Consider the following 13861-nt stretch of genomic DNA (forward strand, 5'->3'; position numbering starts at 1 on the left):
CGTGCTCACCGATGGTGTCGCACTCACCGATCACCATTGTCACGGCGTCGTGGCCGCGGATCTGGACCGCCCCGGTTTCGAGCGGCTCCTCGGTGAAGGACGACGCGGCACCTTCGATTCGTCGATCGGCTTGGCGGTAAGACGTTGGTGCGCACCGGTTCTCGACCTGGAACCGCATACGGAGCCGGACCGGTATCTGGCGCGCAGGGCCGAGCTCGGCTGGCGCGAGGCGACCACCCGGCTGCTGCGCGCCGCGGGCACCACCCGATGGTTTCTCGATACCGGATTCGGTGGTGGCCGAGCAGAATTCGCCGCCCTCGCCCCTGGCGAGGTGTGCGAAATCGTCCGGCTCGAACAGGTGGCCGAGCAGGTGATCACCGAAGTCGGCTCGGCGAAAAGGCCTTTCGAGGATATCGAGACAGCGTTGCGCGCTCGGGCTCGAAACGCCGTCGGCCTCAAGACAATCGTGGCCTACCGCTGCGGCCTGGACTTTCCACGCACCCATACGCCGCCATCGACGATCATGCACGAACTCCGGCTCACCGATCCGGAGACGCTCGGCTGGCTCGTCGGACTCGGTGCCCGCATCGGAGCCGAACTCGGCCTGCCCCTGCAGTTCCACACTGGATTCGGCGATACGGATTTGCGTCTCCAGGCCGCCGATCCGCTACTGCTCACCGACTTCCTGCACGCCACCGCGGGCTCTGGGGTATCGGTCATGCTGCTGCACTGCTGGCCGTTCCACCGCAACGCCGCTTATCTCGCCCACATCTTCGACCATGTGCACCTGGACCTCGGCCTGACCATTCCGTATGTGGGACGACGGGCCGAGGCCGTACTCGCCGAAGCACTCGAACTCGCGCCGTTCCGGGCCCTGCTGTACTCCTCGGACGGCTGCGGACTCCCGGAACTGCACTACCTCGGCGCACTGCTGTGGCGGCGCGGCCTCGGCCGCCTGCTCGACGAATGGATCGCCGAGGACGCCATCACCGCCGCTGATGCCGAACGACTCGTCCTGGCTATCGCCCACGGTAACGCCGCGAGCACCTACCCCGGATAATCGCGGCATCCGCCGGAGGTGGGACTAGCGTGCGGCGGCGATGGCCGCCTCAAGTCCATTGGACAGCTGACTGGAGTCGAGTTTCCTACCGTTGACGAAGACGGTCGGGGTGGCGTTGACGTCGCCGTTGAGGACCTGCTCGGTCTTGTCGCGGAGATAGGTGTCGTAGTTGCGGTCGGTAATGCACTGAGCGACGGACGGGTCGGTGTAGCCGGCGTTCTCGGCGATCTCGACGAGCTTGCTGTCGGGCAAGCCGGTGCCGCCCTCGGCGGGCTGCTGTTCGAACATCGCGGCGAACCAGCCCTGATACTTCGAACGGTCCTGTCCGGCGACGCAAAACGACGCGTTGGCGGCGCGCGAGGAGTACTGGGTGGAGGAGGCGCGGTCCAGAAAGGAGATGACGTCGTATTCGATGATTGCCGTGCCGTTCGCGGCGGCGTCTTCGAGCACCTTGGCATTGCGTTTCTCGAATGATTTGCATGCGGGACATTGCAGGTCCGCGACCACACGAACGACGACCTTCGCATTCGAATCGCCGACGCGGACCGTGCCGGTCGCGGTGACGCCCGCCGGAGTCGTGCCGGAGTCGACATTCGCCGCCATCGCGACACCCGAAACAACGTTCGTGCGACTCTTCAACACCACGACGGCGCCGACCACGCCCACGACAACTACCAATAGCGCGGCGACCACCATCAGAACGACAACAGCGGGGTTGGTGGACCGAGCCGCCGATGGCGGACCCGGCCATCCGCCCTGAGGGGTACTCACCGTAGCTTCACCAGGCTTTCGCTCGCCGAACAGTTCCGCCCCGCACGATAGCGGTCGCGCAACACCGCGCGCTCGTCCGGCCGCGCCCGGATACTGCCGATTTCCGTAGCCATGGCGTTGCGAATAATGCAGTGCGCACAGACCTGCGGGGAATCTAGCGTTGATGGGGAACACACCGAACGAGAAAGGACACTTCCCATGTTTCCCGTCGAGCTGCGCGGCACCAGGGCGCAGACGCTCATGTGGGCCAACGAACACGAAATCGAGCAGGCGACGCTGCGGCAACTGCGGAATATCGCGCAGCTGCCATGGGTCCACGGCGTCCGTGTCATGCCCGATGTGCACCTCGGCAAGGGCGCGACGGTCGGCTCCGTGATCGCGATGCGCGATGCGGTCGCGCCCGCGGCCGTCGGCGTGGATATCGGCTGCGGCATGGAGAGCGTGCGGACCGACCTCACCGCCGCCGACCTGCCGGACAACCTGCATTCACTGCGCTCGCGCATCGAGGCGGCGGTACCGGTGGGCTTCCAGGCGCACAAGGATGCGGTCGACGTCGCGAAGATCGGTGCGCAGTTCGCCGCATCACATGGCGAATTGGCCAAGCACATCGGCGGATGGGCGCGTTTCTGGTCCGAATTCGGCTCACTGAATCCAGGCGTACAGGCACTGGAGTCCAAGGCGCACAAGCAGATCGGTTCGCTCGGTGGCGGCAACCACTTCATCGAGATCTGCCTGGACGAGCACGACACGGTATGGGTCCTGCTGCACTCCGGTAGCCGCAATATCGGCAAGGAACTCGCCGAGCGGCATATGACCGTCGCGCGCGCACTGCCGCACAACCAGGATCTGCCGGATCGTGATCTGGCCGTATTCCTCTCCGGTACACCGGAGATGGAAGCCTACCGGCGCGATCTGACCTGGGCGCAGGAATACGCCGCACGCAATCGAGCGGTCATGCTGTCGCTGGTATGCGGTGCGGTGCGCGCGGAATTCGCCGGACGCGAGGTGCGTTTCGATGATCCCATATCGTGCCACCACAACTATGTGGCGGAGGAGGAGATCGACGGCGTGCCCATGCTGGTGACCCGGAAGGGCGCGGTACGGGCCGGCGCGGGTGATCTGGCGTTGATCCCGGGTTCGATGGGTACGCGTTCATATGTGGTGCGCGGCAAGGGAAATCCGGCCTCGTTCCAGTCGGCATCGCACGGCGCGGGTCGGCGGATGAGCCGGAATGCCGCGAAGCGGCAGTTCACCGTCGCGGATCTGATCGCGCAGACCGAAGGGGTGGAGTCGCGCAAGGACGCGGGCGTGGTCGACGAGATCCCCGCCGCGTACAAGGACATCGACGAGGTCATTGCCGCGCAGCGCGATCTGGTCGATATCGTCGCGACGCTGCGTCAGGTGCTGTGTGTGAAGGGGTGATGCGAGTCACGAGCAGTCCTCGCACGAAAAACGTCGCGCGGCGGTGTATTCGGTTCGCACGCGGCTGGAGTGGACGCGCATCATGCTGATCAACGACATCCGCTGACTCGGAATCCGCCGGAATGTCAACCTGCCGGTGAACGTGCGCGTACGGTCGGATCCAGGATCTTAGGCCACGGAGGAGGTTTGGATCGTGTTCGGTCGGAAAAAGGACACTGTCGGTCCGGAGCAGGTCGTTCTTGGAATGAGTGAGGCAGCGCTCGTCGCTTTGCTGGGGCAGACGAAGCGACAGTCGAGCACCGAAGACGTTCTCGCGAGCTACAAATCTGTCGCGGGCGGTTCGAAGTTGCCTCGTCAAAGATTCTTGACCTACCTGAACAAGCCGCGTGGCTATGACACCGATCTGGTGGTGCAGGATGGTCGGGTCGTTCGTGTGCGGCAGACGTCGAGGCGATCGGGTGAGGTCATACGTGATGAAGAGGAGTAGGTCGAGCTAGGTATCAACACCACCGGATCGGAGCTACCCACGATGCCCGGCAGAGTCGGCCGCCACCCGGCGGGCGACATCCGCCGCGGATTGCGGTGGCGCTTCATCTCGCCCAAGGCGACTACCGGGCAAGAGCTTGACAAGTAACCAGCGGCCGAATTGCGTTGGTAACAGCCGCAATCGGTCCTCAGCGGCGCCGTAGCGTCCCTGCTACGCCCGCACCGAGCAGCAGTACGCCGAGGATGAAGGGGAAACCGCTGGTCACCCAGGTGATCAGCGCTTGCCGCATCTCGTCGGACAACAGCGGCAGATCGTCGTGAATGATTCGCCAGGTGTCCTCCGGGAACAGGAAATACACGAAGCCCGGCACCACACCCCAGACCAGCCCGGCCAGCACCGTCCCGGCCGGTGAGTATGCGGCAAGCGCGGCCACCAGGAGCAGTAGCAGTGCTCCACCGACGATCTGGAAAGTCGATCCGGCCCGATTCGCCGCGGAACCGAGAATGACCCACTGCCGGGTGTCCAGCGCGGCGTGTGCGGCGAGGCCGATGCCGACCGGCGTGACCACCAGCCCGGTCAGCATGCCGACAACGGTGCGCCCGAATCCACCGGTACTGCGGAATTGAGCACCGGGGGGCGACCAACCCGGCGGCGGCTCGTAGTTGGTCATGGCTGCCTCCTGCGCGGTCCCACGGTGCGGAGCAATCGTCTCATCCTATTGTCCGTTGCCCAGGGGCATTTCGCCGTTTTCGGGCGCCCCTGACGGTGCCGGTGTCCACCGGTAACGATCGCGACCTTCGATCCGCCGAGCCTGTGGCGAAGCACCATGGCTGTCACTGACAGGTGCTGTTGGGCAGGCAGCTTCAGCGAATACTTTCAGCGTGTTGGGCCGAACCAGTGCGCCGAGTGGCCGGACTGGCTGGGTGACAACACGCCGCCTCAGGCGTCGAACATCGCGAAGAGGGTGTTGAGGCCTTCCGCCAGGAGCGGGTGTGTGAAGATCGCGTCCGCCATAGCGGTGTAGGTGAGCTTGCCCAGCATGGCGACCTGGATCATGGTCATGAGCTCGCCGCCTTCACTACCCAGGACCGCGCAACCCAGAATCTGCCCGTTGTCCGCGTCGATCACGGCCTTCATGAAGCCGCGTGTCTCCCCGGTCTCGATGGCCCGGATGACGGCGCTCATCGGCAGCTTCGCCACCCGAATCGCGCGCCCTCGCACCCTCGCCTCGCGCTCGGTCATGCCGACGCGACCGAGCTGCGGGTCGATGAACACCGTGTAAGGGACGATCCGATCCCGCGTGCTCGCCTTCTCGTGCCCGATGAGGTTGGCGCGCAGAATGCGGTGATCGTCGTAGGAAGAGTGGGTGAAGGCCGGGCCGGCCGTGACGTCCCCCATCGCGTAGACGCCGGGGACACTGGTTTCCAGGTACTCGTCGACCTCGATGAAGCCGTGGTCGTCGAGACGGATACCGGCCGCCTCGGAGGTGAGCGCCTCCGTATTCGGAACGCGGCCGATGGCCGACAGCAGGTGCGAGCCTTCGAGCTGTCGCTCACCGTCCTCTGCGCGAACGCTCAGCCGCAGGCGACCGTCATCGGTCGGCGCGACCCGGAGCGGTGTCGTCGAGGTCGAGACCGTGATCCCGTCGTCGCGCAAGATTGCGGCGACCGCGTCCGAAACGTCCTCGTCCTCGCTCTTCAGCAGGCGCGCGGCCCTTTGGATGATGGTGACCTCGCTGCCGAACCGACGGAACATCTGACCGAACTCCAGCCCGATGTAACCGCCGCCGAGGATCATGAGGTGCTCCGGGAGCTCGTCCAACTCCATGATCGATGTCGAATCGAGCACGGGGACCTCGCCGGCGCCGGTGATAGCCAGCGGCCTGGGCCGGGCGCCCGCGTCGATGACGACGACCGGCGCACTGATCTGTCGCGTCCCACCGCCTGTCAAGGCGATCTCGACCGACTTCGGCCCCGTGAAATGAGCCTCGCCTTCGATCAGGTCGAGCCCATCCTGCGCCAGGCGGCTCGCGTAGTTCTGCCGCGCGCCGGCGACCATGGCTCGTTTGCGCTCACGCACCGCGGCCAGATCCACCGATACCGGACCGATGCGCACGCCATACTCCGCACCGCGTCCCGCCTGGTAAGCGAGGCGCGCGCTGGCGACCATCGTCTTGGTCGGGGTGCACCCCCTGTTCACGCAAACACCGCCGAGTGCGCCACGCTCGACGAGCACCACCTTCCGGCCCGCCTTCGCCAGCTCGAGGGGCAGGAACCGACCGCCCTGGCTGGTCCCGATCACGATCGCGTCGTAATGCTCATCGACCATTGCGCTTCTCCCCACGTCGTCTTCTGCGTACGTCACCAGTTGTCGTATTCGTCGTGGCGGCGCACCCCTCACCAGCCGGTCCCTGGACCGAGGCGCGATCCCGGAAGTGTTGTCGCTCGGTCCGAGCGGTTGAGGGTTTCGGACCTACCTCGCGGTGTCGATCGACGGCACCGGCCCCCGGATATGAGGTCGCTCACCTACCGCTTCGGCATGTCCTGGCAGCAGGACCGCCACATTGTGGCGGGTCCACGCATCCCACAGATGGTGGAGGATCCCTCTGGCACGAGCTCGGCGCTGAGGAGTTTCAGCTCGATCTCCAGGATCAAGTAAACCAAGATCGCACCGAGACCGGACCGGATTTTCGAGCATCACCACGATCGACGGTGGCACGGTCGTCGGTATCGATGTCGGTGGCATCGGGCACGATGGAACGCATGACCACCGCGGCCGGTACTTCGGCGATCGACCTCACCGCACCCGAGCTGCGGCATCGGGCCGAGGAGTTGCTGCGCGACCTGGCCGGTCCGCGGGCGCGGCTGCGCGAGGATCAGTGGACTGCCATCGAGGCGCTGGTGGTGCGGCGGCGCCGGGCGCTGGTGGTGCAGCGCACCGGCTGGGGTAAGTCGGCGGTGTATTTCATCGCGGCCAAGCTGCTGCGCCGGGCGGGGCGCGGGCCGACGGTGATCGTGTCGCCGCTGCTGGCGCTGATGCGTAACCAGGTCGCGGCTGCCGAACGCGCGGGCGTCGTCGCGGCGACCATCAACTCCGGCAATGTCACCGAATGGGACGAAATCCATGATCGGGTGGCCACGGGCGCCGTGGATGTGCTGCTGGTCAGCCCAGAACGGCTGAACAATCCGGACTTCCGCGACCAGGTGTTGCCCAAGCTGGCCGCCGATGCCGGACTGGTCGTGATCGACGAGGCGCACTGCGTCTCGGATTGGGGCCACGACTTCCGGCCCGACTACCGCCGCATTCGTACCCTGATCGCCGACCTCGGCTCCGATGTGCCGGTGCTCGCCACCACCGCGACCGCCAACGATCGGGTGGTCACCGATGTCGCCACTCAGATCGGCACCGAAACCCTCGTGCTGCGCGGCACCCTGGATCGCGAATCGCTGCACCTGTCGGTGCTGCGCTTCGACGATGCCGTCGAGCGCACCGCGTGGCTCAGCGGACACCTCGGCACGTTGGCCGGTTCCGGCATCGTCTACACCCTCACCGTCGCCGCGGCGCACGACCTCGCCGACGTGCTGAATTCACACGGCCACAATGTCGCCGCCTACACCGGGCAGACCGATACCGCCGAACGCGAGGCGCTCGAGGCCGCACTGCTGAACAACGAGGTGAAGGCACTCATCGCAACCTCGGCGCTCGGCATGGGCTTCGACAAACCCGATCTGGGCTTCGTGGTACACGTCGGCGCCCCGTCCTCCCCCATCGCCTACTACCAGCAGGTCGGTCGTGCCGGTCGTGGCACCGAGCGCGCCGAGGTGGTGCTGCTGCCCGGTCCGGAGGACACCAGGATCTGGAGTTACTTCGCCTCCGTCGCCTTTCCGCGCGAACACATCGTGCGCTCGGTACTCGACGCACTGGACTTCGACCGTGCCATGTCGACCGCCGCACTCGAGCCCCTGGTGGAGCTGAACCGCTCGCGACTGGAAATGGTGCTCAAGGTGCTCGATGTGGACGGCGCGGTGCGGCGGGTCCGCGGCGGCTGGATCGCCACCGGGCAGCCGTGGGTCTATGACACCGAACGCTACGAACGTCTCGCCGCGGCCCGCGAGATCGAACAGCAGGCGATGATCGATTATCAGCGCACCACCGGCTGCCGAATGCAGTTCCTGCGCCGCCAGCTCGACGATCCCGGCTTGCCCGCACTGGACGGCAACGCGCCCGGCTGCGGCCGCTGTGACAACTGCACCGGCACCCGCCTCGATGCCACAGTCGACTCCGCGGCCGTCACCGCGACCCGCGCCCGGCTCGACCGTCCCGGGCTCGATCTCGCCCCGCGCAAGCAGTGGCCGACCGGGATGGCCAAACTCGGCATTCCGTTGTCCGGCAAGATCACCAACGGCGCGGAGACCGGACGTGCGCTCGGTCGGCTCACCGACCTCGGCTGGGGTCAGCGGTTGCGCGCCCTGCTCGACACGCCCGACGATCCGGTCCCGGATGCGGTGTTCGACGCCTGCATCGCGGTGCTGCGCGAATGGAATTGGACGACGCGCCCGACCGCGGTGATGGCCCTCGAATCCCAGCGCTATCCGGTGCTCTCGGCCACCCTCGCCGCCCGCCTCGCCGAGGTCGGCCGCCTGCGCGACCTCGGCACCTTGCAGCAACGTCCGGACCGGCCGCCGGTATCCGCCGCGAACTCGGCCCACCGGGTGGCGGGACTGTTCGACTCCTGGCTGATTCCGGACCTGAGTTCGGTGGACGGTCCGATCCTGCTCGTCGACGCACTCTCCGATACCGGCTGGACGCTCACGATGGCCGCGCACGCCCTGCGCAACGCGGGGGCACCGGCGGTACTGCCGTTCGTACTCGCCACCCAGACCTAGTCAACGTTTGCCAGTCGGTAGCTAACAAACTAGCGAACATTTGGCTAACTAGCGTTTCGGACCGGTTTCGATAGGTCACGATATGCGTATGTACTCGAACCTGCCTGCAAAGCGGCTGCTGGAGGAAGTCACCGCGCGGTACGGCTCGGCCGAGGCGTTCTTCGAATCCTTGGACAACCTGCGCATTGATCCGATAGCCGACACCATCGAGCTACCACCCATGCCGGAGCTGCGCGGGCTCGACTGAGCCTGCGCGGGTGATCACCGGACACGCCTATTGACGCGCGTCCGGTAGACGAAGCGTCGGCGGGTCCGGCTCGATCCGTTTGGTATCGCTGAGCCGGTCGTCCGGCGGTATCGGCCTGCGCGGCTCGCGGACGCCCGCGGCGCCGCCACCGGGCTCGCCCGGCCCCCGGCCACCACCCGCGGGCACCGCGCCCCGGCCGAATAGTCGACGAATCGCTCGCATCAGCTTGGTCATCATTTCGCCAGTGTGCGCCGGTTCGACCCGGATGGCATCAGTGTTCACAACCGGCGAAGCGGCGGGTCAGCGGGTCGCGGCGAGCAGCTCGACGATCTCGGCGGTGCTGCCGGTTTCGCCGAGGCGCGGGAAGATCCTGCTGATGCTGTGCTGGTGGGCCTCGGCATCGGAGTCGGTCATGGCGTCTACGGCCAGGGTGACGTGGTAGCCGTGTTCGTGCGCGGCGCGGGCGGTGGATTCGACGCCGATGCTGGTGGCGATTCCGACGAGCACGATCTGGGTGATGCCGCGTCGACGCAGTTGCAGATCGAGGTCGGTGCCGTAGAACGCGCCCCAGTTACGCTTGGTGACGTGGATATCCTCCGGATGGCCGGTGAGGTCGTCCACGATCCGGTCCCAGCCCTCGGGCGGATTTCCGCCCGGGAACGGAAATTCATTGCGCCCCTTCGCCTGATCGGCACCGTCGGGTGCGAACGAGACGCGAACGAGTACCACCGGCAGGCCGTGCTCCCGGAACGCGTGGGCGAGTGCCGCGGAGTTCTCGATCACCGCGGCGGCCGAATGTGGTTGGCGCGGCGCGGCGACAATGCCCTGCTGGAGGTCGATGACGACCAGGGCGGTGCGCTCGTCGAGCGTGGTGACCGGCATGAGTAACCCTTTCTGAGCTCAATTATTTCGGGCGGTAGAAGATCAGGCCGCTTCGCGTCCCACCCGCGCCAGCGAGCGATCGGCGAGCGTGACGATGACCAGCAGTGCCGAGACGGCGAGCAGCAACAATGCCAGCTCGTGTACTCCGGCGCTGTCCGCGGCGTGCGGGAACACCGCGGCATTCGCCGCCGCCGCGATCAGCGCACCGAGATACGTTCCGGTGCGCAATAGTCCGGCCGAGGACGCCGTCCGACCCGGATCGGCCTGGTGGTAAAGGGCATTCTGATTGGCGAGCCCGATGAGTCCCTGCGGCATACCGGTCAGCACACCGAGCGCCACGAGCAACCAGATGCCGGTATGCGGACCGAGCAGCAGCAGGCACATACACGCCGCGACCTGCAGCAGCGCGCCTGTGATGAGCTTGCCGCGCACCTGCCGGCGCCGCCCGGTGATCGCGATAATCGCCATGGCGCTCGCCGACATCGGCAAGAGCACCAGCCCGGCCGCGGATGCGCTCAGCGACCGCCCCTCCTCCAGCCACTGGGTAAAGCCGTACAGGAAGGCATAGACCGTGACGAACGCGAGCACCTGACGCGCATAGGTGGCCAGCAGCGCCGCATTGCCGCCGAGCACACGCAGATCGATGAACGGCTGGGCGGCGCGCAACTCCCGCAGCACGAATCCGGCGCCGGCCACACCGGCGAGCACCAGCAGATACCAGTGCGCGACAGCCGGTTTCATCAGAAACAGCATCGCGGCGACCAGCGTTCCAGCGAACAACACCATTCCGGTGACATCCACGCCGCCGCCTCGGCGGGCCCGCACGCTCTCGGGCAGCTCGGCCAATTCGGGCAGGCTCATCCGCCCGAGCACCAGACAAGCCAGCGATAGTGGCACATTGATGGTGAAGATCAGATGCCAACCGCCGACACCGATCAGGACACCGCCCAGCGTCGGCCCGATCACCGCTATCACCTGATTGGCGAGAGACAACACGGCGAGCAACCCGGCCGGACTCTGCGATCCGGTACGCTCGGATTCGCTGCGCAACAAGAACATCGAGGCCGGATAAGCCGCCGAGGTGCCGAAGCCGAGCAGTACCCTGGACAGGATCAGAACACCGAGCCCGGGTGCGAAAGCACCGAGCGCCCCCGCGATACCGACCAGCGCGGTGCCGAGCAGATAGAGCCTACGCGGCCCATATCGGTCGATAAACCGCCCGACCACCGGCTGCCCGACCGCGGTGGCCACATACAGCGCCGACACCAGCCACACGGTTTCCGACGGCGACGCGCCGAACGCCTTGCCGATGGGCACCAGCGCCACCGCGAGCATTGAGGAGTTGATCGGATTCAGAATCGAGCCGAGGATCATCGGCGCGATCAGCCTGCGGTCGAATCTCGTTGCTCCAGTGGATGATTCGGAGCGCTCTGCGACGGCCGTCACGATTGGGCCACATCGTCCAGCAGTGCGAGCGCCTCGAGGATGGTGCGCCGCTGTGCCTCGGTGTACCGCTCGTGCAGCGTGCGCGCCAGCCACTCCTGGCGTAACTGCCGGTCGCCGGTCAGCCGCGCACGCCCGGCAGCGGTCAGCGACCACAATTGCCTGCGCCGGTCCGTGGGATCCGGATGACGGTCGACGAATCCGTAGCCGTCCAGCACCGCGACGGTCATTGCCATGGATTGCGGCCGCACCCGTTCGGCGGCAGCCAGATCACTGGTGGATGCCGGGCCGTCCCGATCCAAGCGACTCAGTACCGACGCTTGCGACGGGGTGAGGTCGTCATCAGCGGCCAGCTCGCGCATGCGCCGTCGCAGCCTGCCGATGACAACCCGAACCTCACTTGCGGCCCGGACGGCTGATTCGGCGAGCTCCTCGTCCATGCGATCGACTCTAATTTATTCAGTCTCAACTGTACAGTTTCAACTGCACAGTTTGACCTGTATATCACCGGGGATACCGGCGGCGGACCTGCCGAGCCGTTATCGTCGGACGGGTGGCCAGCAAGTCGGCGTCGCCCGCCGTCGAACTCGATGTCGGCGACCGCATCGTCCGCATCTCCAACCCGGACCGGATCTACTTCCCGGAATCCGGCGCGACCAAGCTCGACCTGGTGCAGTACTACCTGAGCGTCGGCGACGGCATCGTCCGCGCGCTGCGGGACCGGCCGTGCATGCTACATAGATTCCCCAAGGGGCTCGCGGGCGACAAGGTGCATCAGAAGCGGCTGCCCGCTGGCGCGCCGGACTGGATTCCCACCGTGCGCGTCTTCTTTCCGCGCTACGGCCGACATGCCGACGAACTCTGTGTGGACAAGTTGGCCGATATCATCTGGGCGGTGCAGATGTCGACGGTCGAATTCCATCCGTGGAACTCGCGTCGCGACGACACCGAGCGCCCCGACGAATGGCGTATCGACCTGGATCCGATGCCGGATTGCCCGTGGTCGCGGGTGCAGCGAGTCGCGGACGTCGCGCATGAAGTGCTCGACGAATTGGGCGCGGCCGGCTGGCCGAAAACCTCCGGCGGCAAGGGCATGCACATCTATGTGCGCATCGCACCGGAGTGGGGTTTCACCGAGGTGCGCCGGGCGGCGCTGGCCTTCGCGCACGAGGTCGAGCGTCGCGCGCCCGACGATGTCACCACCACCTGGTGGCGCAAGGACCGCGATCCGAAACTGCTGTTCGTCGACTACAACCAGAACGCGCGCGACCACACCATCGCCGCGGCCTATTCGGTGCGCGGCGTCCCGGATGCGACGGTCTCCACCCCCATCCGCTGGGATGAGATACCCGATATCGACCCGCGCGACTTCACCATGAAAACCGTCCCCACCCGCTTCGCCGAACTCGGTGATCTGCACGAAGGCATCGATGGGGCGGTGTTCCGCATCGATCAACTGCTGGAGTGGGCCGACCGCGACAATCTGGACGTCGACCTCGACGCGGACTGACACCGAACTCGCACTCCCCCGGTGGCTCGGACCGTTCGAAAGGTGCCGGTGCTACGGTCGCTGCGGAGTCATCCACAGGCACCGTGCCAGTGGTTTTCCCGCGACAGGAGGTCGTCCATGAGCCCCGACGAGGTTCCGGTTCCGGTCGCGATCGGACCGTCGACGCCCGCGCCGACGCTCTTGCGCAAGGCCGTCGTCGAGGCTGGCGCGACCATCGCGGATCTGCCCCAGGCGAGGGCCTTGATCTGGGTGGGTGGTCCCGGCGAATTCCCGGACGAGTTGCCCGCCTCCATCGAATGGGTGCAGTTGCCCGCGGCCGGTGTCGAGGACTGGTTCACCGCGGGCATTCCGGCTCGGCATCCCGACGTTCGATTCACCTCCGCCGCAGGCGCATTCGCCGCGAGCGTGGCCGAGCACGCGCTCATGCTGCTGCTCGCCGGAGTCCGGTATCTGCCGGAACACCTGCATGCGGGCAGTTGGCGACAGCACGATTTCTTCCCGCACGTCGACACACTGCGGGGTAAGACCGTCACCATCGTCGGCGCGGGTGGGATCGGGCGTGCCCTGATTCCCATGCTCGTCCCGCTCGGCGCGCATATCATCGCGGTCAATCGCTCCGGCCGCCCGGTGACCGGGCCCGGGATTCCGGACACGGTCGAGACCCTTCCGGCCGAACACCTCGCCCGCATCTGGCCGCGCACCGATCACGTGGTGATCGCCGCACCCGCGACGCCCGAAACGAAACACCTGGTCGGAGCCGAGGAATTGGCCCGATTGAAGCCGTCGTCCTGGGTCGTCAATGTGGCGCGCGGCAGCCTCGTCGATACGGACGCACTGGTGGCCGCATTGGCCTCCGGCGCGATCGGCGGCGCCGGTCTCGATGTCACCGATCCCGAACCGCTGCCGGACGGCCATCCGCTCTGGGTGTTGCCGAATGCCATTGTCACACCGCATGATTCGAATCCACCGCAGCTGCGCCTTGCCGCCTTCGCGGACCATGTCGGTGCAAATGTGCGGCGGTTCATCACGGGACGCGATCTGCTCGCCCCGATCTATACCGAACGGGGTTACTGACCCGCTCCCGACGGGACGGCAACCACCCTGTTTCAAATGTGCCATTGACAACTGGCACATTCATGCCTGACTCTTAGCT

The 13861-nt window shown here is 66.4% G+C and carries 13 protein-coding genes; 6 read left to right on the forward strand and 7 right to left on the reverse strand.

Features of this window, described 5'->3' with window-relative positions; all coding sequences use genetic code 11:
• The first annotated feature begins 1 nt into the window (after position 1).
• The gene (locus AB0L58_RS11740; RefSeq protein ID WP_364385093.1) at positions 2–1060 is read left to right on the forward strand and encodes an amidohydrolase family protein; all 1059 of its coding nucleotides are present in this window, start codon (positions 2–4) and stop codon (positions 1058–1060) included.
• Positions 1061–1084: 24 nt separating this feature from the next.
• On the opposite strand, the gene AB0L58_RS11745 is transcribed toward AB0L58_RS11740, so the two are convergent.
• Positions 1085–1831 (reverse strand): thioredoxin domain-containing protein, encoded by a 747-nt coding sequence (locus AB0L58_RS11745; protein ID WP_364385096.1) that lies wholly within the window; start codon positions 1829–1831, stop codon positions 1085–1087.
• A 198-nt stretch (positions 1832–2029) separates the two neighbouring features.
• Between AB0L58_RS11745 and AB0L58_RS11750 the strand changes: the two genes are divergently transcribed.
• Positions 2030–3253 carry an RtcB family protein gene (locus tag AB0L58_RS11750; RefSeq protein ID WP_364385099.1) on the forward strand — a complete coding sequence of 408 codons (1224 nt, stop codon included), beginning with the start codon at positions 2030–2032 and terminating at the stop codon, positions 3251–3253.
• 674 nt (positions 3254–3927) lie between these two features.
• Here AB0L58_RS11750 and AB0L58_RS11755 read toward each other — a convergent pair.
• Together AB0L58_RS11755 and AB0L58_RS11760 are read right to left on the reverse strand one after the other, a co-directional pair.
• On the reverse strand, positions 3928–4410 hold the full coding sequence (locus tag AB0L58_RS11755) for a hypothetical protein (protein WP_364385102.1): 483 nt from the start codon (positions 4408–4410) through the stop codon (positions 3928–3930).
• 269 nt (positions 4411–4679) lie between these two features.
• A complete protein-coding gene (locus AB0L58_RS11760) occupies positions 4680–6068 on the reverse strand; it encodes a mercuric reductase (RefSeq protein WP_364385105.1) in 1389 nt (462 codons plus the stop codon).
• Between the two features lie 434 nt (positions 6069–6502).
• Between AB0L58_RS11760 and AB0L58_RS11765 the strand changes: the two genes are divergently transcribed.
• Both AB0L58_RS11765 and AB0L58_RS11770 read left to right on the forward strand, forming a co-directional pair.
• On the forward strand, positions 6503–8626 hold the full coding sequence (locus AB0L58_RS11765) for a RecQ family ATP-dependent DNA helicase (protein ID WP_364385108.1): 2124 nt from the start codon (positions 6503–6505) through the stop codon (positions 8624–8626).
• Positions 8627–8714: 88 nt separating this feature from the next.
• Entirely contained in the window at positions 8715–8873 is a 159-nt protein-coding gene (locus tag AB0L58_RS11770; protein ID WP_364385111.1) for a hypothetical protein, read from the forward strand.
• A gap of 27 nt (positions 8874–8900) precedes the next feature.
• Here the strand turns inward: AB0L58_RS11770 and AB0L58_RS11775 are convergent, their stop codons facing one another.
• From AB0L58_RS11775 to AB0L58_RS11790, 4 genes are all read right to left on the reverse strand, one after another.
• On the reverse strand, positions 8901–9110 hold the full coding sequence (locus AB0L58_RS11775; RefSeq protein ID WP_364385114.1) for a hypothetical protein: 210 nt from the start codon (positions 9108–9110) through the stop codon (positions 8901–8903).
• Positions 9111–9173: 63 nt separating this feature from the next.
• Positions 9174–9755: a hydrolase gene (locus AB0L58_RS11780; RefSeq protein WP_364385117.1), complete on the reverse strand. Its 582-nt coding sequence runs from the start codon at positions 9753–9755 to the stop codon at positions 9174–9176.
• A 42-nt stretch (positions 9756–9797) separates the two neighbouring features.
• A complete protein-coding gene (locus AB0L58_RS11785) occupies positions 9798–11201 on the reverse strand; it encodes an MFS transporter (RefSeq protein WP_364385120.1) in 1404 nt (467 codons plus the stop codon).
• Positions 11198–11638 carry a MarR family winged helix-turn-helix transcriptional regulator gene (locus tag AB0L58_RS11790; protein WP_364385123.1) on the reverse strand — a complete coding sequence of 147 codons (441 nt, stop codon included), beginning with the start codon at positions 11636–11638 and terminating at the stop codon, positions 11198–11200. Before AB0L58_RS11790 ends, AB0L58_RS11785 begins: the two co-directional genes overlap by 4 nt.
• Before the next feature lie 113 nt (positions 11639–11751).
• Between AB0L58_RS11790 and ligD the strand changes: the two genes are divergently transcribed.
• Together ligD and AB0L58_RS11800 are read left to right on the forward strand one after the other, a co-directional pair.
• On the forward strand, positions 11752–12708 hold the full coding sequence (ligD, locus tag AB0L58_RS11795) for a non-homologous end-joining DNA ligase (protein ID WP_364385126.1): 957 nt from the start codon (positions 11752–11754) through the stop codon (positions 12706–12708).
• Between the two features lie 117 nt (positions 12709–12825).
• Entirely contained in the window at positions 12826–13782 is a 957-nt protein-coding gene (locus tag AB0L58_RS11800) for a D-isomer specific 2-hydroxyacid dehydrogenase family protein (protein ID WP_364385129.1), read from the forward strand.
• Positions 13783–13861 lie beyond the last annotated feature (79 nt).

Source organism: Nocardia sp. NPDC052112 (assembly GCF_040680135.1).
Lineage (GTDB): Bacteria > Actinomycetota > Actinomycetes > Mycobacteriales > Mycobacteriaceae > Nocardia.

Bases quoted from the DNA above. Each gene is read 5' to 3' on its own strand.
- AB0L58_RS11790 (WP_364385123.1), bottom strand. From the start codon at position 11,638: ATGGACGAGGAGCTCGCCGAATCAGCCGTCCGGGCCGCAAGTGAGGTT.
- AB0L58_RS11770 (WP_364385111.1), top strand. From the start codon at position 8,715: ATGTACTCGAACCTGCCTGCAAAGCGGCTGCTGGAGGAAGTCACCGCG.
- AB0L58_RS11755 (WP_364385102.1), bottom strand. From the start codon at position 4,410: ATGACCAACTACGAGCCGCCGCCGGGTTGGTCGCCCCCCGGTGCTCAA.
- AB0L58_RS11800 (WP_364385129.1), top strand. From the start codon at position 12,826: ATGAGCCCCGACGAGGTTCCGGTTCCGGTCGCGATCGGACCGTCGACG.
- AB0L58_RS11775 (WP_364385114.1), bottom strand. From the start codon at position 9,110: ATGATGACCAAGCTGATGCGAGCGATTCGTCGACTATTCGGCCGGGGC.
- AB0L58_RS11780 (WP_364385117.1), bottom strand. From the start codon at position 9,755: ATGCCGGTCACCACGCTCGACGAGCGCACCGCCCTGGTCGTCATCGAC.
- AB0L58_RS11750 (WP_364385099.1), top strand. From the start codon at position 2,030: ATGTTTCCCGTCGAGCTGCGCGGCACCAGGGCGCAGACGCTCATGTGG.
- AB0L58_RS11760 (WP_364385105.1), bottom strand. From the start codon at position 6,068: ATGGTCGATGAGCATTACGACGCGATCGTGATCGGGACCAGCCAGGGC.
- AB0L58_RS11765 (WP_364385108.1), top strand. From the start codon at position 6,503: ATGACCACCGCGGCCGGTACTTCGGCGATCGACCTCACCGCACCCGAG.